This is a genomic window from Mesorhizobium sp. NPDC059054 (assembly GCF_042739215.1).
Classification (GTDB): Bacteria; Pseudomonadota; Alphaproteobacteria; order Rhizobiales; family Rhizobiaceae; genus Mesorhizobium.
In genome coordinates this window covers 67,950-87,427 of the sequence record NZ_JBHYHV010000001.1, presented here as the reverse complement: position 1 = coordinate 87,427, position 19,478 = coordinate 67,950, and the positions used below count along the sequence as shown (strand labels likewise).

Genomic DNA, 19,478 nt, shown 5'->3' with positions numbered 1-19,478 from the left:
GCGATAACACACCAGAACGAAGCCGCGACGCTCAGGCTTCGCCTCGTCAATCTCATTCAATAACGCACGAAACAGTATACTGTTCAAGCCTAAAATTTTTTACTGAACCGCTTGCGCTTCTCCCAAAATGCGCGTTAGCTTCGGCAAAATTCGGCGTTTTGAGCTTTTCTTGAAGCGCGCATGTTAAAAATCAAAGCCTTGCGCGACGAGAAAACGACAACAACTGTATACTGATTTGCGGAGGATTTGATGTCTGACGAGAGGCCATTCAAAGGCTCCGGCGGCAGCCTGCGCGCGCAGATCTATGAAGACATCCGCGACCGCATACATCGCGGCGCCTTCGGGGCCAGCGACCGGCTGGTTGACGTGGAGATCGCCGGCAATCTCGGCGTATCGCGCATGCCTGTGCGCGAAGCCCTGCTGCAGCTCACCCACGAAGGCTACCTCGTCGGCACGACGCGCGGCTTCATGCTGCCAACGCTGACGCCGACCGATGTCGCCAACATCTTCGAAGTACGGCGCTGCCTGGAGCCGCGCGCCGCTGCCCATGCCGCCCGCTCGCTCGACGCCGCAGGCATGGAGCGCCTGGCTGCGGCACTGAAGGACGCCGAGGATGCCGTTGCGACCGCCGACGCCGAACTCCTGTTCCAAGCCAATGTCCGCTTCCGCCGATCCTGGCTGGAGGCCGTCGACAACGACCGGCTTGCTTCGGCCATCGCCCGCTTCGCCGACCACGTGCAGGTCGTGCGCCTCGGCACGCTGACGCACCAACCGACACAGGCCATTGTGCTCGCCGGCATGCGTAAACTCTACGACGCCTTCACCAGCCGCGACTCGATGGCCGCTTTCGACCACATGACCACCTTCATCCAGCATGCGGAGGAGCGCTTCGTCACGCTCACCAAGGCGCTGGAGACCGCCAGCGACGAAGGTCGTCGCTCTCAAGGACAATCGCAATGATCAAGCCGCATCCGCTCAAAGGCCCGAACAAGTTCAAGCTCGGCGTGTTCTCCATGAACGCCGACGGCGGCCTGGCGATGACGACGGCCCCCGAGCGCTGGCGTGCCCACTGGGACGATAATCTCAACGCCGCCCGCATCGCCGACAGTGCAGGGCTCGAATTCCTGCTGCCGATCGCACGCTGGCGCGGTTTCGGCGGCGTCACCCACGCACGCGAATGGTCGTTCGAGACCTTCACCTGGGCGGCAGGGCTGGCAACCGCGACGGAAAACATCGCCCTGTTCATGACCGTGCATGTGCCGCTGGTCCATCCGCTGCAGGCCGCCAAGGCGCTTGCCACGGTCGATCATATTTCCGGCGGCCGCGCCGGCCTCAACATCGTCTGCGGCTGGAACCCGGACGAGTTTGCCATGTTCGGCCAGACGGTCGGCGAGCGCACTTACGACCAGGCCGAGGAATGGATCACCATCATCGAACGCGCCTACAAGTCGCGCGAGCCGTTCGACTTCGCCGGCGAATTCTATGACCTGAAAGGTGTGGTCAGCCGGCCTGCCAGCCTGCAGGCACCGCGCCCGGTGACGATGAACGCCGCCTTCGGCGCACCCGGCCGCAATTATGCGGCACGTCATTGCGATTATCTGTTCTCGACCTTCTCCGAGATTTCGGAAGGCCGCGCCCATGTCGTGGACATCGCCAACCGCGCGGCAGAAGTCGGCCGCGACGTCGGCGTCTACACGGTCTGCCACGTGGTCTGCCGCGAAACGCAGCAGGAGGCGGAGGACTACTACCGCCGCTACGCGCTCGAACTCGCCGACAAGGGCGCCGTCGACGATCATATGAAGAAAAAGAAGGAATTCGCGCATTCCCACGACGACAAGGCGTTCACTGAATATCGCCAGCGCTTCGCCGGCGGCGCGGGCACCTATCCGCTGGTCGGCACGCCGGAGAAGATCGTCGACGACCTGATCCGTATCATGGAACAAGGTTATGCGGGCGCGGCACTCTCCTTCGTCAACTACACCTATGACCTGCCATTCTTCTGCGACCGCGTGCTGCCGCTGATGCGCCAGGCCGGTTTGAGGATGAACTGATGGATGCTGCAACCGGCGCGCTGCCCGCGCACGGCACGGTCGACCCGCGCGGTTTCAAGCAAGGCATGCGCGCGATGGCTGGCGCCGTCGCGATCCTGGCCGCCGAGGACGCCGAGCATGGCTGTTTCGGGCTGACGGCAACCGCCATCTGTTCGTTCAGCGCCGAGCCGCCTTCACTGCTCGCCTGCGTGCATAAGAACAGCACTTTCGCATCGCTGACCCGGCAGGACATGGCCTTTTCGGTCAACCTGCCGGCGGCGGACCAGGAGAATGTGGCACGTGTCTTCGGTGGCATGACGACGGCCAAGGGTGTAGCCCGTTTCTCGGCGGGTTCCTGGGTTCGCGGCGACGTCGGAGCGCCCCTGCTGGTCGGCGCCCGGGCGGTGTTCGAGTGCCAGGTTGGCGAGATCATCGCACGCGCCTCGCATCTGATCCTGATCGGGCTGGTGACCAAGGTGACGCTCGACCGTGTCGAGCGCGAGCCCATTTTCTACGCCCACGGGCGCTTTATCACTGTAAACGGTCAATAACGGAGATCAGCCGATGTCCCCTGTCCTGTCCGGCCGGCTGAAAACCCGGCTTGCCGCCAATGAACAGCTCGGCCTGGTCTGGCTGACGCTCGGCCATGCCTCGATCACCGAAATTGCGGCGCATTCCGGCGCCGACGCACTCGTCATCGACCTGCAGCACGGGCTGTGGGATCGCCGCTCATTGGAAACGACCGTCGGCATTGCCGCCGGCACGGCTCCGGTGATCGCGCGCGTTGCGGACAGTTCGACGACGGCGATCGGCAACGCGCTGGATGCCGGCTGCGATGGCGTTCTGGTGCCCCTGATCGAAAGCCGTGAACAGGCCGAGCAGGCAATATCCGCTGCCCGTTTTCCGCCGCACGGCCATCGCTCCGGCGGCGGCGTGCGGCCGCTGGCCATGGGTTTCGGTACCTATCTCGAACGGGCAGGCCATGTCGCCGTCGGCCTGATGATCGAGACCGCCGCTGGTGTCGAACATGCGGAGGCCATCGTTGCCGCTCCCGGACTGGATTTCGTGCTGATCGGCACCGGCGATCTCGGCATTTCCTATGCGGCGCGCGGCCAAGACAGTGACGCTACGGAAAAGGGCTGCCTGCGCGTGAAGGAAGCCTGTGCCAAAGCCGGCATTCCTTGCGGCATCTTCACCGGCAATGTCGACAAGGCGCTCGAACGACGCGCCGAAGGTTATCATCTCGTGGTGCTCGCCTCCGATGTCGATGTGGTGCGTGACGCCTTCAATGGCGTGGTGCGCGATTTCGCCGGGGCGGCATGATGAAAGCACCTTTTCGCGAGCGGCTCGATTTCGACAGCGGCAGCGGCCAGGTACTGGATGAAAGCCGTCGCTACATGCTGATGCGGCCCGAAGCGCTGATGGGCCTGTTCCGCCGCCTTGATGACGAAACCCGGCTGAAGGCGCTGGATGCGCTCGCGGCCTCTGTGATCGAAATGGGCGGCGACAGCGCGCGTGCCTACAAGGCGCATGGCGGCGGCAATGCCGACGCCCTGCTGTCGACCGTGGCCGGCACCGCGCCCGATCTCGGCTGGGGCGCCTGGTCCTTCACCCGGAATTCGGGCGGCATCGAACTCATCGTCCGAAACAGCCCCTTTGCGGCTGGTTACGGATCCGCATCGCAACCGGTCTGCCACGCCATTGCAGGTATGGTGACGGCGGTCGGCCGCATGGTGCTGGATAGTGACGATATCGTCGCGCGCGAAACCGAATGCGCCGCCTGCGGCACCCCGGCCTGTCGCTTCGAGGCGCGCCAGATCTGAGGTCAGCCTTCCAGCAGGGTCCGGGTCAGCGGATGCGTGGCATCCGCCAGCCCGTCGATGACGCTGAAATGATGGCGGTCCGGCTCGGCATAAAAGCCCGTCGAAGCTCCGAGCCCAGTCCAGATGTTGGCGAGCAAATCCGACTGGCGGATGAATTCCGCGCGTTCGCCGCCACCGACCCAGCAGACCAGCCGTGCGCCATCCATGGGTAAGAGCAGGACCGGGCTCTCGATGGCGGCCTCAGCAGCATCGATCTTCAGCGTCTTGTTCATGCCTGTGTTCATGATCGGCCGCAGGTCATGCACGCCTGACAGCGAGACCGTGTTGACGACACGGCGACGCACAGCCTCCGGCAGCGGCGATGTCGCTGAAATCATGCGCGTGACGAGATGGCCACCGGCCGAATGGCCCGTCAGGCGAATGTCGCCGGCGACCAGTTCGGCCGCCTTCGTTACGGCCGCGCCGATTTCAGCGGAGATCTGACTGATGCGCGCCTCGGGTGCCAGCGTATAGGACGGCATCGCCACCGCATGGCCGCTTTCGACGGCGCCGCGCGCCAGATGCGACCAGAAGCTCTTGTCGAGCGCCATCCAATAGCCGCCATGCACGAAGACGACCAGACCCTTCGGCGTACCGGCCGGCAGGAACAGGTCGAGCCGGTTGCGTGTGCCGGAGCCATAAGCGATGTCGAGTTGCGCCCGGTCCGACGCCGCGAGTTCATCGCGGTAGGCTGCCGCCGGCGCGACCCAGGCCTCGGGCCAGCGATCGCCTCCGGCGATATTGGCACCATTGGTATAGGCGTTGTCCCAGTCGACAATCTTGTGAACGACCATGTTCGCTGTCCCTCATCCTCGATGCCCACAATAGGCAAGCGTCGGGCCAGTGCAACGATAAACTTTATGCTTGAAATAACTTTGGTGCTATGCGAGCGTTTCCTCAGGCGGAACGGGTGGGCGCATAAACAGGCGACCCGCAAGCCAACACCGCCGAACAACAAGGTCGCATCAAGACGGCCGGCGCAAACCTTACGGAAGCTGGGAGATCGAACGAGATGCTTGGGCCGACGGCGCATACCGATACGTTTGCACGAGACAATCTCCCACCTCCGGACCTTTGGCCCGATTTCCTGCTCGACGGTTTCGACTATCCCGACCACATCAATGCCGGCGTCGAACTGACCGACCGCCTGGTCGAAAAGGGGTTCGGCGATCACACCGCGCTGATCGGCAACGGCCGTCGCCGCACCTACAAGGAACTGGCCGACTGGACCAGCCGGCTGGCCCATGCACTCGTCGAAAACTACGGCGTCAAGCCAGGCAATCGCGTACTGATCCGATCGGCCAACAATCCCGCCATGGTGGCCTGCTGGCTGGCGGCGACCAAGGCAGGTGCTGTGGTGGTCAACACCATGCCGATGCTGCGCGCCGGTGAACTCACCCAGATCGTCGACAAGGCCGAGATCACGCTGGCACTCTGCGACACCAGGCTGATGGAAGAAATGGTGGCCTGCGCCAAGCAGAGCCGGTTCCTGAAGCAGGTCATCGGCTTCGACGGCACCGCCAATCACGATGCCGAGCTCGACCGCGTCGCACTCGACAAATCCGTGCGCTTCGATGCGGTCAAGACGGGCCGCGACGATGTCGCCCTGCTCGGTTTCACTTCCGGCACCACCGGCATGCCGAAGGCGACGATGCATTTCCATCGCGATCTTCTCATCATCGCTGACGGCTACGCCCGCGAGGTGTTGAGCGTGACGCCGGACGACATCTTCATCGGCTCGCCGCCGCTGGCCTTCACCTTCGGTCTTGGCGGGCTGGCGATCTTCCCGCTGCGGTTCGGCGCAGCAGCGACCTTGCTGGAAAATGCCTCACCACCCAACATCGTCGAGATCATCCAGACCTATCGCGCCACCGTCTGTTTCACGGCCCCGACCGCCTATCGCGCCATGCTGGCGGCGATGGACAAAGGCGCCGATCTCTCTTCGCTACGCGCTGCGGTCTCCGCGGGTGAGACGCTGCCGGCGCCGGTCTATGAAGAATGGATGGAAAAGACCGGCAAGCCGATGCTCGACGGCATCGGCGCCACCGAGATGCTGCACATCTTCATCTCCAACCGTTTCGGCGATTCCAAACCGGCCTGCACCGGCAAGCCTGTCGGCGGTTATGAGGCGAAGATCGTCGATGAGGACATGAATGAATTGCCGCGTGGCGAAGTCGGCCGGCTCGCCGTGCGGGGTCCGACCGGCTGCCGGTATCTGGCAGACGACCGTCAGCTGAAATATGTGAGCAAGGGCTGGAACCTGACCGGCGACTCCTTCTTCCAGGACGAGGATGGCTATCTGCATTTCGCCGCGCGCTCCGACGACATGATCATCTCGGCCGGCTACAACATCGCTGGACCGGAGGTTGAGGCCGCACTGCTGTCGCACGCCGATGTCAAGGAATGCGCCGTCATCGGTGCACCCGACGAGGAACGTGGCCAGATCGTTCAGGCGCATATCGTGTTGATAGAGGGCGTGGCGGCCGATGACCTGACCCGCAAGCGCCTGCAGGACCATGTCAAGGCGACCATCGCACCGTACAAGTATCCGCGCTCGATCCAGTTCATCGATGCCCTGCCGAAAACCCAGACCGGAAAGATTCAACGCTTCCGCTTGAAAGATACCCACTGACCATGACCGACTTCGCAAGGACACGCAGCCTCTTCCACATGCCGGACGGCGTGTTCTATCTCGACGGCAATTCGCTGGGTCCGCTGCCGAAAAGCGCCACCCAACGCGTGCAGGAGATGATGACGGCCCAGTGGGGTGAGCAGCTGATCCGCGGCTGGAATGCTTCCGGCTGGATGATGCAGCCGCGCAAGCTCGGCGATCGCATCGGCAAGCTGATCGGCGCGCCGGAAGGCACCGTCGTCGTTGGCGACACGCTGTCGATCAAGGTCTACCAGGCGCTCGCTTCCGCACTGGACCTCAATCCATCGCGACGTGTCGTACTTTCCGACAATGGCAACTTCCCATCCGACCTCTACATGGCACAGGGTTTGTTGGGCTCGCTCGACAAGGGCTACGAGTTGAAGGTGGTCGATCCGGAAGAGGTCGAAGCCGCGATCGATAAAAGCGTCGCCGTGCTGATGATCACCGAGGTGGACTACCGCACCGGCCGCCTGCACGACATGAAGAAGCTGACAGCCAAGGCCCATGCCGCCGGCGTGCTGACCGTGTGGGATCTCGCGCATTCGGCCGGCGCGATCGTCGTCGACCTTGAAGGCGCCAAGGCGGATTTCGCCGTCGGTTGCAGCTACAAATATCTCAATGGCGGCCCAGGCGCCCCGGCCTTCATCTATGTCGCGCCAAAGCATGCAGGCAAGGTGCGCCCTGCCCTGTCCGGCTGGCTCGGCCATGAAAGCCCCTTCGCCTTCGATCTCGACTATCGTTCGGGTGCCGGCATCGACCGCATGCGTGTCGGCACGCCGGCGGTCATCGCCATGGCGGCGCTCGATGCGGCGATGGACGCCTGGGAAGGCGTCTCCATGGCCGATGTGCGCAAGCAGTCGATCGCGCTCGCCGACCTCTTCATCCGCGAAGTCGAAGCACGCTGCCCGGAACTGACGCTCGCCTCGCCGCGCAATGGCGCGCAGCGCGGCAGCCAGGTCTCGTTCCGTCATCCCGAAGGCTATGCCATCATGCAGGCACTGATCGCGCGCGGTGTCATCGGCGACTTCCGTGCGCCCGACGCCGTTCGTTTCGGCTTCACACCGCTCTATATCGGCGAGCAGGAAGTGCTCGGCGCGGTCGGCGTGCTGGAAGACATCATGAACAACCGGCGCTGGGACGAACCGCAATACCGCAAGAAAGCCCTGGTGACATGAGCAAGCCCTACGATCCTTCCAAGGAAGGCGCGCAGATGTCGTTCAAGGAACGCATGTCCTATGGCGACTATCTGCATCTCGAGCGCGTGCTCGATGCGCAGGAGCCGCTTTCCAGCGCGCATGACGAACTGCTGTTCATCGTGCAGCACCAGACATCCGAGCTGTGGATGAAGCTGGCGATCCACGAGATCCGCTCGGCCATGCGCGAGATCCGTTCCGATCGCCCGCAGCCGGCCTTCAAGATGCTGACGCGCGTGGCGCGCATCTTCGAGCAGTTGAACAATTCCTGGGACGTGCTGCGCACCATGACCCCCAGCGAATACACCGAGTTCCGCAACTCGCTCGGCCAGTCGTCAGGGTTCCAGTCCTATCAGTATCGCGCAGTGGAGTTCCTGGTTGGCAATCGCAACACCGCCATGCTCGGGCCACATGCGCACCAGCCGGACCTGATCGCCAAACTCGAGGAAATCCTGGCCGAACCCAGCCTCTACGACGAGGCGTTGCTGCTCCTCTCGCGCAACGGCTTCGACATCGGCGCCGACGCCAGCCGCACCAGCTGGCGTGAGACGCGCGAGGAGAACCCGCAAGTGCTCGAGGCCTGGAAGGCGGTCTACGCCGCGCCGCAGAAATACTGGGATCTCTACGAACTCGCCGAAAAGCTCGTCGATTTCGAGGACTATTTCCGGCGCTGGCGTTTCAACCACGTCACCACCGTGGAACGCATCATCGGCCTGAAGCGCGGTACCGGCGGCACCGGCGGCGTTTCCTATCTGCGCAAGATGCTGGAAGTGGTGCTGTTCCCGGAATTGTGGACCGTCCGCACGGTGCTGTAGCGCTCTTGTCGCGGGCTTTGCCTTCTCCCCTTGAGGGAGAAGGCAAATGGCCCTTAATCCGGGACGACAGCCGTCGCCTGGATCTCCACCAGCGCCTCGTCCTCGATCAGGCCCGAGACCTGGACCACCGCCATGGCCGGGAAGTTGCGGCCCATGGTGGCTTTCCACGCCGCACCGATCTCCTTCAGCGAAGCGGAGTAGGCTTTGCGGTCGAGCACATACCAGGTCATGGTCGTGATGTGCTCTGGACCGGCGCCGCCCTCGCGCAGGATCGCGATGACGTTCTCCAGCGTCTGCCTGATCTGGCCCGGCAGATCATGAACCTCGAACTTGCACTGGCCATTCCAGCCAATCTGGCCACCCACGAAGATGGTACGGCCGCGCGCTTCCATGCCGTTGGCATAGCCGATCGGTTTCGCCCAGCCCTCGGGCTGCAATACCCGATGCGGCGTCGTGGCGGTCTTCTGTTCGGGCATGGCAGTCACGTTCATGTCTACTCCAGTCATTTAGCGCATCGGCCCGAAAATCGGGATCGATTTTCGGAAAGCACGATGCGTAGAAACAAAGATTCTCTAAGCACTCTTCATCAGCTCACGGCCGATAATCAGCTTCTGAACTTCGGTGGCGCCCTCGTAGATGCGCAGTGCGCGGATCTCGCGGTACAGCGTCTCGGTAATCTCGCCGACACGCACGCCACGACCACCGAACATCTGCAACGCCTGGTCGATCACCCATTGCGCGTTTTCCGTGGCCGTCATCTTGGCCATCGCCGCCTCGCGGGTGATCGGCAGTTTCTGCACGTCGCGCCGCCAGGCGGTGCGCACGGTCAGGAGCGATGCGGCATCGATCGCCGTTGCCATCTCGCCCAGCGTGCTCTGCGCGGTCGGCAGGTCGGCAAGCGTGGCGCCGAACATTTTTCGCGACTTGGCGTGTGCCACCGCCTCGTCCAGGGCGCGGCGTGCAAAGCCGAGCGCAGCAGCGGCGACGGATGGGCGGAAGATGTCCAACGTGCGCATGGCGATCTTGAAGCCCTCACCCGGCTGACCGAGCAGGTTCGCCGCCGGCACGCGACAGTTTTCGAAGCGGATACGAGCCAGCGGATGCGGCGCGATCGTCTCGATGCGCTCTGCGATGTGGAAACCCGGCGTATCGGCATGGACGACAAAGGCGGAGATGCCGCGCGTGCCGGGAGCCTCGCCGGTGCGGGCAAAGACGGTATAGACGTCGGCAATGCCGCCGTTGGAGATGAAGACCTTCTCGCCGTTGAGCACGAACGCGTCGCCCTGGCGCTCAGCCGAGGTGCTCATCGCGGCGACGTCCGAGCCCGCTTCTGGTTCGGTCAGTGCGAAGGCCGAGATCAGTTCGCCCTTTGCGATCCTGGGCAAAATGCTCTGCTTGATCTCGGGCGAGCCTGAAAGGCTGATGGCGCCAGTCCCCAACCCTTGCATGGCAAAGGCGAAATCGGCCAGCCCATCGGCATAGGCGAGTGTTTCGCGGATCAGGCAGAGCGAACGGCTGTCGATTTCCGCAGCCGCGCCACCGAATTCCGATGGCACGCAGTGGCGCAGGAAACCACCCGCGCCCAGCTTGCGAACCAGCCCCTTGCAGGCGCCGTCGGCATCGTGATGGTCGATATGACCAAGACTGCCGCTCGCAATGAAATGATCCAGGTCGGCGGCAAGCTTCTTGTGGTTCTCGGCAAAAAACGGCCAGTCGAGATGATCCCGCGTCGGGCCGCTGGAGCGTTGCGGATGGTCCATCGTCAGTTTCCTTCGAAAACCGGCTTCGCCTTGGCGGCGAAGGCCTCGAAAGCGCGACGGAAGTCGCCCGTCGCCATGCAGATGGCCTGCGCCTGGGCCTCGGATTCGATCAGTTCCTCAATCCCCATCGACCATTCCTGGTCGAGCATCTTCTTGGTCATCGAATGCGCAAACCACGGTCCATCGGCGAGATTGCGGGCGAAACGCTGCGCCTCGGCCAGCAACGCGGGGCGCTCGTGCAGCGCGTTGTAGAAGCCCCAGGCGTGTCCTTCGGCCGCCGACATCGAGCGGCCGGTGAACAACAGCTCGGCGGCGCGGCCCTGGCCGATGATACGCGGAAGGATGCCGCAAGCGCCCATGTCGGCACCAGCCAGACCGACGCGGGTGAACAGGAAGGCGGTCTTTGCTTCCGGAGTGGCGACGCGATAGTCCGAGCTCATCGCCAGGATCGCTCCGGCGCCGGCGCAGATACCGTCGACCGCAGCTATGATCGGCTGCGGGCAGGCGCGGATCTGGCGGACCAGGTCGCCGGTCATGCGGGTGAAGGCCAGGAGCTCCGGCATCGCCATCTTGGTCAGCGGCTCGATGATCTCGAACACGTCGCCACCGGAGCAGAAATTGTCACCGGCGCCGGTCAGTACGATGGCGCGTACGTCGCTCGCCCTGTGCAGCGAGCGGAACAGGTCGCCCAGTTCCTCATAGCTCTCGAAGGTCAGCGGGTTCTTGCGCTCTGGCCGGTTGAGCGTGATCGTGGCGACACGGCCGTCCGCATCGGTCTCGAACAGGAAGTGCTTGGCCTTGTGGCCCTTGAAGGGGCGCTTCTTGTCCAGCATCGCGTCGGTCATCGCTCATTCCATCCTTGCTTGCTCCCAGCACGCCATCGGCGTGCCGGTCTGTCGTCTTGTCATGCGGCCGTTCGTCAGTCGTTGGCCGACGGCGGCAGGAAATCCACGTCATGCTCAGCCGAGAGCCGCACCACTTCCTCGACATCGGTGAGATTGTGCAGTTTCTTGAACAGGTCCTCGAGCCGGCCGGCCGGCGACACCCAGAACAGCGCACGCGCCGGCTTGTCGGACTTGTTGAAATAGCCGTGCGGGACACCGCGCGGCATGCGTACCAGGTCGCCTGCCCTGGCGGTGAACCACTTGCCGTCGAGCTTCAGCTCCAGCTGTCCCTCCTGCACGAGGATGAACTCCTCCTGCGTCGGATGAATGTGAACCGGCACGAATTGGCCGGCGTCGCTGTTGGTCTCGAAGGCAAAGCTCGATGCACAGGTGGCCTTCGGAAAGTAGCGCTGGCCGAGGATATTCCACTCGGTCGCTTCGTAGCCGGTGCCGTTTTCAGTGATGCCCTTTTCCAGTGCTTTCTCAGTCATGCGTTCCTCCCTTTTTAATGTTCTCAACCGGCCATGACTTCGCCGCCGGCGACCGCGATCGCCTGGCCGGTGATGGCGCCCGCCCCCTCGGACACCAGCCACAACACTGCATCGGCAACCTCCTGCGGCGTCACCAGACGGCCCTGCGGATTGGCGCGCGCAAGGCTGGCGCGTGCCTCATCGGCGGTACGGCCGGTTTTGCCAACAATGGTGTCGACCGCGCCGTCGAGCAGCGGCGTGTCGGTGAAACCGGGGCAGACCGCGTTGACGGTAATGTCGCTGCGCGCCAACTCCAGCGCCAGCGCCCGGGTCAAGCCGACGACGCCATGCTTGGAGGCGCAATAGGCCGAAACGTAAGCGTATCCGGTCAGGCCCGCGGTGCTGGCCACATTGACGATACGGCCTTTGCCGGCCTTGCGGATCGACGGTAGCAACGCCTGGGTGACGAGGAAGGTGCCGGTAAGATTGATGCTGATGACGCGGCCCCAAAGTGCTGCATCCGTGCGCTCGAACGGAGCCGAAGGCGCCTCGCCGGCACAATTGACCAGAACCGAGACCTCGCCGGAGGCGGCAATAGCCCTTGCGCTTCCCGCCGCGACCGCCGAGGCATCCGTGACGTCAAACCCATCGATCACGACAGATTGGCCACCGCCAGCCGCGATCTCCCTGGCGACCTCTTCCAGCGGCCCGGCGCGGCGCCCAGTCAGCGAGACGACATGGCCGCTCTTTGCCAAAGCGAGCGCGATGGCACGGCCGATGCCGCTGCCGGCACCGGTGATGAGAGCATGGCGCACAGCGCTCATTTGCGGCCCGCCGCTTCCGCTGCGGCGCGGGCCAGGTTGGCTTCATACTGCTGCCGGCTCGCATAATATTGCTTCGGCCAGACCTGGCCGGAATAACCGACCTTCGCGGCCTCGTGCATGACGAAGGACGGGTCGGCGAGGTGCGGGCGGGCAATGGCGCAGAGATCGGCCCGGCCGGCTGCGATCACAGAATTGGCGTGGTCAGCCTCCGAGATCGCACCGACCGCGATGGTCGGCACCTGGACCTCGTTGCGGATCTTGTCGGAGAAAGGCGTCTGCCACATGCGGCCAAACACCTGCTTTTCCTGCTTCACCACCTGCCCCGACGAACAATCGATCAGGTCGGCGCCGGCTTCCTTGAACATGGCCGCGAAGATTGCGGCATCCTCCGGCGTGTTGCCACCCTCATACCAGTCGTTGGTCGAGAGACGCACCGAGATCGGCTTGTCTTCAGGCCAGACGGCACGGATCGCATGGAAGACCTCGAGCGGATATCTGGCGCGCGCCGCATGGTCGCCACCATATTCATCGTCGCGATGATTGGTCAGCGGCGACAGGAAGGCGGAGAGCAGATAGCCGTGCGCGCAGTGCAGTTCGAGGATATCGAACCCGACTTCGTCGGCCCATTTCGCGGCCTGCACGAAATCGGCCTTGATCCTTTCCAGATCCTCCTTCGTGGCGGCGCGCGGCACGTCCGAATGCGGAAGATAGGGAATCGCGGAGGCTGAGATCAGCGGCCAGCCGCCCTGCTCCACCGGTTGGTCGGTCCCTTCCCAGGCAACCTTGGTCGCGCCCTTGCGGCCGGCATGACCGAGCTGGATGCCGATCTTGGCCGGCGTGTCGTTGTGCACGAAATCGACAAGGCGGCGATAGCCTTCCTTCTGTTCTTCGTTCCACAGGCCGAGGCAGCCTGGCGTGATGCGCGCGTCTGGCGACACGCAGATCATTTCCGGGAACACCAGCGAAGCGCCACCCATGGCGCGGGAGCCGAGATGGACCAGATGGAAGTCGTTCGGCATGCCGTCCTTGGCGGAATACATCGCCATAGGCGAGACGATGACGCGGTTCGCCAACGTCAGGCCACGCGCCCTATAGGGTGTGAACATGGGCGGGATCGGTTTGCCGTTCGGCTGGGCTGGCGCACCTGCACGCTCGGCGAACCAGCGCTCATAGCCCTCCAGCCAGTCCTTGTCGCGCAGGCGCAGATTCTCGTGGCTGATGCGCTGTGAGCGCGTCAGCATCGAATACATGAACTGCTCCGGTTCCAGCGTGTCGGCATAACGCGTGCCCACCACCTCGAACCATTCCATGGCGTTGCGCGCCGCGTTCTGGATGCGCGCGACATCGACGCGGCGCACTTCCTCGTAAGCCTCCAGTACGGCCGGGATGTTCCTGGCGTCGTGACCGGCGATGTTGAACTGGTTGGTCAGCTCGATCGCGTCATCGATGGCGAGCTTGGTGCCTGAACCGATGGCGAAATGCGCGGTATGGGCGCTGTCGCCCATCAGCACGACATGGCTGTTGCCGTTGAAATGGCTCCACTTGCCGCAGATCAGACGGCCGAAATTCAGCCAGGCCGAGCCGCGCATATGGCGCGCGTTGGTCATCAGGCTGTGGCCGTCCAGCGTCTCGGCGAACAGCTTTTCGCAGAAGGCGATGGACTGGTCCTGATCCATCTTGTCGAGGCCATGCGCCTGGAACACTTCGTCGGTGGTCTCGACGATGAAGGTCGAGGTGTTGTCGTCGAAACGGTAGATATGGGCCTGGAACCAGCCATGCTGGGTGCGCTGGAAATCGAAGGTGAAAGCGTCGAAAGCCTTGGTGGTGCCGAGCCAGATGAAACGGTTCGGACGCACCACCATGTCGGGCTGGAAGATGTCGGCGTATTTGTTGCGGATGCGCGAATTGACTCCGTCCGAGGAGATGATGAGGTCGGCATCGGGGAATTCCTCGTCGCCCGTCACTTCCCGCTCGAACACCAGCTCGACACCGAGTTCGACGCAACGATCCTGCAGGATGTTCAGCATCTTCTTACGGCCGATGCCGACGAAGCCGTGGCCGGTGGTACGGATCTTGCGGCCCTTGAACACCAGTTCGATGTCGTCCCAGTGGTTGAAGGCGTCCTCGATGGTGGCCGCCGTTTCCGGATCCCATTTGCGCATCGATTGCATGGTGGCGTCGGAGAACACGACACCCCAGCCGAAGGTGTCGTAGGGGCGGTTGCGCTCGACCACGGTGACATGATGTTCCGGGTTCTGCTTCTTCATCAGCAAGGCAAAATAGAGCCCGGCCGGTCCGCCGCCGATGCACACAATCTTCATGGTCATCTCCGCTCTGCTCACGGCCGGTTGGGGCCATGCGTGAACCATGAAACGATAGTGGGGCCTATCGGCAGATATTTCAAGCTTAAAATGATTGGAGACAACGATCTTTCGGCCGACGATCAAAGCTTCGCCGCCCGCCGCGTCTCAATCAGGAGCCGCCGGTTGCATAACCGCCTATTTTCCGCACCGTTCCGGAAGAGAGCTAACGCACCACTGCTAGGCCGCCTCGCCGGCATCGACACCTTCGAACGTGACGAAGGCCTGCAGAGTAAAGGAAATATGCTCCGTCATCAGCACGCGCGCACGCTCTATGTCGCGATCGAAGGCAGCGTCCATCAAGGCAGTGTGGTGATCGATGCCCATGGCGTCATGCAGCGCCGCAACCGCCTTCTCGAAGTTGCCGCCGCGTCCGCGCGCGGCGCGCAACATCGGCGCAAGGCTCAGGAAATGCTGGTGACGGCGAAGCTGATCGTAGACCATCGCCTGGAAACGTAGCAACCAGGCAGAACTTGAGGCACTGACGAGCGCGGCGTGAAAGGCGGCGTGGCGCTCGTCCCACTCCTCAACCGCGGCTTCGGATGGATCTTCCGGTGAGAACTTGCAGCGCGACAGTCGATAGTGCGCGGTCACCACCGCCGATTCCCACTCGGCTCCGCCTTTGCGGATGGATTCTTCCAGCAACGGCAGCTCGACCACTTCACGCGCACGGATAAGGTCCTCCAGTTCCGCGCGTGAGACCGGCGCCACGGCAAAACCACGATTGCTCACTGCCGTGACCAGTTTCTCCGCCTCCAGGCGCGACAGCGCCTCGCGCAGCGGTGTCCAGCCGAAACCGTAGATCTGGTTCAGCGCACCCAGCTTCAGCGGCGTACCCGGCTCCAGCCGCGTGGTCAGAATGTCACGCCGCAGCCGCAAATAGGCCGCTTCCGTCTTGGTCGAGGGCTCCTCGTCCCGCATCACACTTCTCCTCCACGCAAGGATCATATATTTGACGGGCCTATCGGCAAAATAATATATCAAACATCCACAGCAGATATTTTATATATAAACCTTTTGACAAGGTTTGCCGACCCGCTATGATGTTATCTGGGGCGCCGGGGAGAGACGGCCGCTTGCCTAATCTGGGAGGAAAACATGATTTCGTCTAAGGCCGGATGGCTGTCCGGAATAGTACTTGCAGGTTCGCTGATCGCCAGCGTCGTCAGCGCCGCCGCAGATCCGATCCGCATCGGCATCGCCAATTTCGGCGAGCATCCGCAGCTCAACGCCTCGATCGCCGGCTTCAAGAAGGGCCTGGCCGAGAGCGGCTTCGTCGAAGGCAAGGATGTGGTCTTCACCGAAAGCCACACCAATTTCGACGCCACGCTGGTTCCGCAGATGATCGAGAAGCTGAAGGCCGAGAACCCGAAGCTGATCTACACCGTGACGACCCCGGTCTCGCAGATCGCCAAGCAGCAGCTCGCCGGAAGCGGCATCAACATCGTCTTCACCGCAGTGACCGATCCGGTCGCCGCCAAGCTGGTCCCGTCGTGGGAAGCCGGCGACACCGGCATCACCGGTTCGTCCGATTTGCAGGACGTGTCGGCGGTGATGGAATTCACCAAGAAGCTGCTGCCGGAAGCCAAGCGCTTCGGCGTGCCCTACAACCCCGGCGAAGCCAATGACGTGGCCGTGCTGGACAAGATCAAGGAAGCCGCTCCGAAGGCCGGTTTTGAAGTCGTCGCCGTCGGCGTCGACAACGTCAACGACATCCAGCAGCGCATCGCTTCGCTCAAGGGCAAGGCAGACGTGATCTACACGCCGGCTTCGAACCTGCTGCAGCCGGCTATCGCCGCGGTTTCGGCCGCTGCCCGCCAGGCCGGCATCCCGATCGTCAACTCCGACGACGGTGCCGTGCGCAAGGGTGTGGTTCCGGCCAGCTTCGCGGTCAACTACGACCAGGTCGGCCTCGCCGCCGGCAAGATCGCTGCCGAGATCCTGAAGGGCAAGGACCCTAAGGAAATCCCGCCGTTCCGTCCGGCCTACGCCGATCACAGCCCGCTGATCTCGAAGAAGGTCGCCGCTGACTTCGGCCTGAAGATCCCGGCAGCACTCGACGATTGCAAGTGCTTCGCCGACTGATCTGGCTGGACTGAGGATTGCGTGGCGGCGCCCGGAACTGCAACTCGGGCGCCGTTTTTTCTTAAATTGGGTCAGCGCACGTCATGGCAGGCGAGGCTCGCCACCGGATTGTTGCGCCAGGAGGTGCGGATGCTGGAAATAAAATCGGCACGCAAGGTATTCTTCAAAGGACAAGCCGACGAGAAGATCGCGCTCGACGGTCTGAGCCTGTCGCTCAAAACGGGTGACTTCGGCGTCGTCATCGGCTCCAACGGCGCCGGCAAGAGCAGCATGCTCAACGCCATTTCCGGCGCGTTGATCCTCGACTCGGGCAAAGTGCAGATCAACGACACCGACGTGACCGGCATGCCGGTATACAAGCGAGCCGCCAAGCTCGCCCGTGTCTTCCAGGATCCGATGAAAGGCACCGCCGCCTCGATGACGGTGGCCGAAAACATGCTGCTGGCCGACCTGCGAAGCCAGAAGCGCCGGCTGCGCCAAGGCCTTAACGCCACGCGGCTTGCCGCCTACAAGGAACGGCTGGCGCTGCTCGGCCTTGGCCTCGAGAACCGGCTGGATACGCGTGTCGAATTGCTTTCGGGCGGCCAGCGTCAATCGCTTTCGCTGATCATGGCCGTGGGTGGCGAACCGGAACTGCTTCTGCTGGACGAACACACCGCAGCACTCGATCCGCGCACAGCCGACATCGTCATGAAGGCGACGGTGCGGGCAGTCGAGGCGTTGAAACTCACCACGCTGATGGTGACGCACAACATGCAGCATGCCGTCGACTATGGAAACCGCATCCTCATGCTCGACGCCGGCAAGGTTCGCCTCGAGATCGGCGGCGAAGAGAAGAAACAGACCTCCGTCGCGGACCTGATCGGCCATTTCGCCGTCAAGACCGACCGCATGCTGCTCGCGAGCTGACCGCCATGGCCATGATCCAGGATATCTTCTCGAGCTTCGTCGCGCTCGTTCCCGTCACGCTGGCGCAGAGCCTCATCCTCGCTTTCGTCGTGCTGGGCATCATGATCCCGTTCAGGATGCTCTCCTTCCCGGACCTGACCAGCGAGGGTGCCTTCCCGCTGGGCGGCTGTGTCGCCGGTGTGCTGCTGGCCGCAGGCCAATCGCCGCTGACGGCAATCGCGGCCGCGCTCATCGCCGGCTTCGCCGCCGGCTGCTGCACCGCCTACATCCATCTGCGCTTCCGGATCCACACACTGCTGGCCGGCATCCTGATGATGACGATGCTCTATTCGATCAACTTGCGAATCATGGGCCGTTCGAACCTGTCGGTGTTCGGCATGGAATCGCTGTTCAACTGGTCGCCCTTCGGCCAGCCGGGTTTCCCGAGCACCAAGATCGTCATCGCCGGCGCCATCGGCCTGCTCGTGCTCGTGCTGCTTTATCTCTACTTCAAGACCGAGCGCGGCACCGGCGTGCGGGCCGTCGGCTCCAATCCGGACATGGCCGAAGCGCAGGGCATCAATGTCTGGACGGCGACGATTGGTGGCGTTGGCCTGGCCAGCGCTTTCTCGGCGCTCAGCGGCTCGCTGATGGTGCAGTCGCAGGGCTTCGCCGACGTCAATATGGGGCTCGGCATCCTCATCAACGGCCTCGCAGCGTTGATGATCGGTGAGGCGATCACCGGCAAGCAGACGGTGCTGCGCCAACTGGCGGCGCCTTTCGTCGGCGCCGTCGTCTACTATCAGCTCGTCTCGCTGTGTCTGGCCGCCGGCATGCCGCCGCCCGATCTGAAGCTGGCCACGGGCCTGTTCGTGCTCCTGATGCTGGCATTGCCCAGCCTTAAGCGCGGCCGGGCACCCGGCGCCGCCCGCGAAGTGATGCGGGAGTGACAACAAAAGAGGCCATGCGATGCACGGCCTCTTCAATTCGGGAAAAGATGGTTTGATCCTAGATCGCCGTTCGATTCGCTGTCAGGCGTTGCCCGCAAGCGCGCCGCGGATCGAACCCTTCAGTTTGCCCAGTTCCTTCATCAGCACCTCACGGTCACGCGACGAAAGCCCCTGGAACAGCGCGCCAATCCAATCGCCGTGGCGGTCGGCCATCTTGCGGAATTCCTTGCGCCCAAAGGCCGTAAGCGCCACGATCTGCACGCGGCGATCCGTCGGCGACGTGGTACGGCTGATATGGCCGCTCTCGACAAGGCGCTCCACCAGCGCGGTGAGATTGCCAGCCGACACCATCATGCGGCGCGAAACTTCGCCCAGCACCATGCCGTCTTCCGCCCGCTCGAGCTGAGCCAGCAGATCGAAACGCGGCAAGGTGAAGTCGAATTCCTCGCGCAGCTGGCGACGGACTTCCGCTTCAATCAGCGTTGTGCAGGTGAGCAGGCGCAGCCACAGCCGTGTCTCGTCGCCATGATCGGCCGGCGCTTCGACTACCTTGGTCTCGCTGTCGAGCCAGCCTTCGATATCTGTTTCCGCCATCGATGAACCCACCCCTGCCGCATCTCGCGGGCGCCCCACCAAACACTCCGTGCCCCCCGGCACGGCTCGCAGATGGCCTCGACTCCATCCATGATGGTCAAAGCATAAAG

Annotated in this window: 20 protein-coding genes; 11 read left to right on the top strand and 9 right to left on the bottom strand. The window is 63.2% G+C overall.

From position 1 onward, the window contains the following. Positions 1-249 precede the first annotated feature (249 nt). From ACFWXH_RS00430 to ACFWXH_RS00410, 5 genes are read left to right on the top strand one after another with little or no spacing between them, the layout of a single operon-like run. Positions 250-960, top strand: coding sequence for a GntR family transcriptional regulator (locus ACFWXH_RS00430; RefSeq protein WP_379116539.1), 711 nt, complete (start codon positions 250-252; stop codon positions 958-960). Beyond that, positions 957-2,051 carry an LLM class flavin-dependent oxidoreductase gene (locus tag ACFWXH_RS00425; RefSeq protein ID WP_379116537.1) on the top strand — a complete coding sequence of 365 codons (1,095 nt, stop codon included), beginning with the start codon at positions 957-959 and terminating at the stop codon, positions 2,049-2,051. Before ACFWXH_RS00430 ends, ACFWXH_RS00425 begins: the two co-directional genes overlap by 4 nt. Next, positions 2,051-2,581, top strand: a complete 531-nt coding sequence (locus ACFWXH_RS00420; protein ID WP_379116535.1) for a flavin reductase family protein — start codon at positions 2,051-2,053, stop codon at positions 2,579-2,581. The genes ACFWXH_RS00425 and ACFWXH_RS00420 overlap by 1 nt, the downstream gene beginning before the upstream one ends. 13 nt (positions 2,582-2,594) lie before the next feature. Continuing rightward, on the top strand, positions 2,595-3,353 hold the full coding sequence (locus tag ACFWXH_RS00415) for an HpcH/HpaI aldolase/citrate lyase family protein (RefSeq protein WP_379116533.1): 759 nt from the start codon (positions 2,595-2,597) through the stop codon (positions 3,351-3,353). Next, positions 3,353-3,853, top strand: a complete 501-nt coding sequence (locus ACFWXH_RS00410; protein WP_379116531.1) for a V4R domain-containing protein — start codon at positions 3,353-3,355, stop codon at positions 3,851-3,853. The genes ACFWXH_RS00415 and ACFWXH_RS00410 overlap by 1 nt, the downstream gene beginning before the upstream one ends. A 2-nt stretch (positions 3,854-3,855) precedes the next feature. Here the strand turns inward: ACFWXH_RS00410 and ACFWXH_RS00405 are convergent, their stop codons facing one another. Continuing rightward, the gene (locus ACFWXH_RS00405) at positions 3,856-4,686 is read right to left on the bottom strand and encodes an alpha/beta hydrolase (RefSeq protein WP_379116529.1); all 831 of its coding nucleotides are present in this window, start codon (positions 4,684-4,686) and stop codon (positions 3,856-3,858) included. Positions 4,687-4,904: 218 nt separating this feature from the next. On the opposite strand from ACFWXH_RS00405, the gene ACFWXH_RS00400 reads away from it, so the two are divergent. From ACFWXH_RS00400 to kynA, 3 genes are read left to right on the top strand one after another with little or no spacing between them, the layout of a single operon-like run. Continuing rightward, the gene (locus tag ACFWXH_RS00400) at positions 4,905-6,524 is read left to right on the top strand and encodes an AMP-binding protein (protein ID WP_379116527.1); all 1,620 of its coding nucleotides are present in this window, start codon (positions 4,905-4,907) and stop codon (positions 6,522-6,524) included. A 2-nt stretch (positions 6,525-6,526) separates the two neighbouring features. Further along, complete coding sequence (kynU, locus tag ACFWXH_RS00395; protein WP_379116525.1) at positions 6,527-7,720, top strand: kynureninase; 1,194 nt, start codon at positions 6,527-6,529, stop codon at positions 7,718-7,720. Next, positions 7,717-8,553, top strand: a complete 837-nt coding sequence (kynA, locus tag ACFWXH_RS00390; protein WP_054309362.1) for a tryptophan 2,3-dioxygenase — start codon at positions 7,717-7,719, stop codon at positions 8,551-8,553. The genes kynU and kynA overlap by 4 nt, the downstream gene beginning before the upstream one ends. Before the next feature lie 53 nt (positions 8,554-8,606). On the opposite strand, the gene ACFWXH_RS00385 is transcribed toward kynA, so the two are convergent. The 7 genes from ACFWXH_RS00385 to ACFWXH_RS00355 all read right to left on the bottom strand — a co-directional run bounded on the left by ACFWXH_RS00385 (position 8,607) and on the right by ACFWXH_RS00355 (position 15,772). Next, the gene (locus ACFWXH_RS00385) at positions 8,607-9,044 is read right to left on the bottom strand and encodes a RidA family protein (protein WP_244483270.1); all 438 of its coding nucleotides are present in this window, start codon (positions 9,042-9,044) and stop codon (positions 8,607-8,609) included. An 81-nt stretch (positions 9,045-9,125) separates the two neighbouring features. Beyond that, complete coding sequence (locus tag ACFWXH_RS00380) at positions 9,126-10,313, bottom strand: acyl-CoA dehydrogenase family protein (protein WP_054309363.1); 1,188 nt, start codon at positions 10,311-10,313, stop codon at positions 9,126-9,128. Positions 10,314-10,315: 2 nt separating this feature from the next. Next, positions 10,316-11,158, bottom strand: a complete 843-nt coding sequence (locus tag ACFWXH_RS00375) for an enoyl-CoA hydratase family protein (RefSeq protein ID WP_379116522.1) — start codon at positions 11,156-11,158, stop codon at positions 10,316-10,318. A gap of 74 nt (positions 11,159-11,232) precedes the next feature. Beyond that, positions 11,233-11,688, bottom strand: a complete 456-nt coding sequence (locus ACFWXH_RS00370; protein WP_054309365.1) for a cupin domain-containing protein — start codon at positions 11,686-11,688, stop codon at positions 11,233-11,235. 23 nt (positions 11,689-11,711) lie between these two features. Next, a complete protein-coding gene (locus ACFWXH_RS00365; protein ID WP_379116520.1) occupies positions 11,712-12,491 on the bottom strand; it encodes an SDR family NAD(P)-dependent oxidoreductase in 780 nt (259 codons plus the stop codon). Continuing rightward, positions 12,488-14,812, bottom strand: coding sequence for a bifunctional salicylyl-CoA 5-hydroxylase/oxidoreductase (locus tag ACFWXH_RS00360; RefSeq protein WP_379116518.1), 2,325 nt, complete (start codon positions 14,810-14,812; stop codon positions 12,488-12,490). The genes ACFWXH_RS00365 and ACFWXH_RS00360 overlap by 4 nt, the downstream gene beginning before the upstream one ends. A 219-nt stretch (positions 14,813-15,031) precedes the next feature. After that, positions 15,032-15,772, bottom strand: coding sequence for a GntR family transcriptional regulator (locus ACFWXH_RS00355; protein ID WP_054309368.1), 741 nt, complete (start codon positions 15,770-15,772; stop codon positions 15,032-15,034). Between the two features lie 177 nt (positions 15,773-15,949). Here ACFWXH_RS00355 and ACFWXH_RS00350 point away from each other — a divergent pair, with 177 nt between their 5' ends. The 3 genes from ACFWXH_RS00350 (at position 15,950) to ACFWXH_RS00340 (ending at position 18,774) form a co-directional block, all read left to right on the top strand. Then, the gene (locus ACFWXH_RS00350; protein ID WP_054309369.1) at positions 15,950-16,936 is read left to right on the top strand and encodes an ABC transporter substrate-binding protein; all 987 of its coding nucleotides are present in this window, start codon (positions 15,950-15,952) and stop codon (positions 16,934-16,936) included. A gap of 129 nt (positions 16,937-17,065) precedes the next feature. Then, positions 17,066-17,845, top strand: coding sequence for an ABC transporter ATP-binding protein (locus ACFWXH_RS00345; protein WP_379116515.1), 780 nt, complete (start codon positions 17,066-17,068; stop codon positions 17,843-17,845). A gap of 5 nt (positions 17,846-17,850) precedes the next feature. Beyond that, positions 17,851-18,774 (top strand): ABC transporter permease, encoded by a 924-nt coding sequence (locus tag ACFWXH_RS00340; RefSeq protein ID WP_054309371.1) that lies wholly within the window; start codon positions 17,851-17,853, stop codon positions 18,772-18,774. Positions 18,775-18,855: 81 nt separating this feature from the next. Here the strand turns inward: ACFWXH_RS00340 and ACFWXH_RS00335 are convergent, their stop codons facing one another. Continuing rightward, a complete protein-coding gene (locus ACFWXH_RS00335; RefSeq protein ID WP_379116513.1) occupies positions 18,856-19,368 on the bottom strand; it encodes a MarR family winged helix-turn-helix transcriptional regulator in 513 nt (170 codons plus the stop codon). Positions 19,369-19,478 lie beyond the last annotated feature (110 nt).

Excerpts from the sequence above, each read along its gene's own strand:
- ACFWXH_RS00370 (WP_054309365.1), bottom strand. The coding sequence starts at position 11,688 with ATGACTGAGAAAGCACTGGAAAAGGGCATCACTGAAAACGGCACCGGC.
- ACFWXH_RS00350 (WP_054309369.1), top strand. The coding sequence starts at position 15,950 with ATGATTTCGTCTAAGGCCGGATGGCTGTCCGGAATAGTACTTGCAGGT.
- ACFWXH_RS00415 (WP_379116533.1), top strand. The coding sequence starts at position 2,595 with ATGTCCCCTGTCCTGTCCGGCCGGCTGAAAACCCGGCTTGCCGCCAAT.
- ACFWXH_RS00380 (WP_054309363.1), bottom strand. The coding sequence starts at position 10,313 with ATGGACCATCCGCAACGCTCCAGCGGCCCGACGCGGGATCATCTCGAC.
- ACFWXH_RS00335 (WP_379116513.1), bottom strand. The coding sequence starts at position 19,368 with ATGGCGGAAACAGATATCGAAGGCTGGCTCGACAGCGAGACCAAGGTA.
- kynU (WP_379116525.1), top strand. The coding sequence starts at position 6,527 with ATGACCGACTTCGCAAGGACACGCAGCCTCTTCCACATGCCGGACGGC.
- ACFWXH_RS00360 (WP_379116518.1), bottom strand. The coding sequence starts at position 14,812 with ATGAAGATTGTGTGCATCGGCGGCGGACCGGCCGGGCTCTATTTTGCC.
- ACFWXH_RS00345 (WP_379116515.1), top strand. The coding sequence starts at position 17,066 with ATGCTGGAAATAAAATCGGCACGCAAGGTATTCTTCAAAGGACAAGCC.
- ACFWXH_RS00430 (WP_379116539.1), top strand. The coding sequence starts at position 250 with ATGTCTGACGAGAGGCCATTCAAAGGCTCCGGCGGCAGCCTGCGCGCG.
- ACFWXH_RS00425 (WP_379116537.1), top strand. The coding sequence starts at position 957 with ATGATCAAGCCGCATCCGCTCAAAGGCCCGAACAAGTTCAAGCTCGGC.
- ACFWXH_RS00405 (WP_379116529.1), bottom strand. The coding sequence starts at position 4,686 with ATGGTCGTTCACAAGATTGTCGACTGGGACAACGCCTATACCAATGGT.
- ACFWXH_RS00400 (WP_379116527.1), top strand. The coding sequence starts at position 4,905 with ATGCTTGGGCCGACGGCGCATACCGATACGTTTGCACGAGACAATCTC.
- ACFWXH_RS00385 (WP_244483270.1), bottom strand. The coding sequence starts at position 9,044 with ATGAACGTGACTGCCATGCCCGAACAGAAGACCGCCACGACGCCGCAT.
- ACFWXH_RS00355 (WP_054309368.1), bottom strand. The coding sequence starts at position 15,772 with ATGCGGGACGAGGAGCCCTCGACCAAGACGGAAGCGGCCTATTTGCGG.
- ACFWXH_RS00365 (WP_379116520.1), bottom strand. The coding sequence starts at position 12,491 with ATGAGCGCTGTGCGCCATGCTCTCATCACCGGTGCCGGCAGCGGCATC.
- ACFWXH_RS00340 (WP_054309371.1), top strand. The coding sequence starts at position 17,851 with ATGGCCATGATCCAGGATATCTTCTCGAGCTTCGTCGCGCTCGTTCCC.
- ACFWXH_RS00375 (WP_379116522.1), bottom strand. The coding sequence starts at position 11,158 with ATGACCGACGCGATGCTGGACAAGAAGCGCCCCTTCAAGGGCCACAAG.
- ACFWXH_RS00420 (WP_379116535.1), top strand. The coding sequence starts at position 2,051 with ATGGATGCTGCAACCGGCGCGCTGCCCGCGCACGGCACGGTCGACCCG.
- ACFWXH_RS00410 (WP_379116531.1), top strand. The coding sequence starts at position 3,353 with ATGAAAGCACCTTTTCGCGAGCGGCTCGATTTCGACAGCGGCAGCGGC.
- kynA (WP_054309362.1), top strand. The coding sequence starts at position 7,717 with ATGAGCAAGCCCTACGATCCTTCCAAGGAAGGCGCGCAGATGTCGTTC.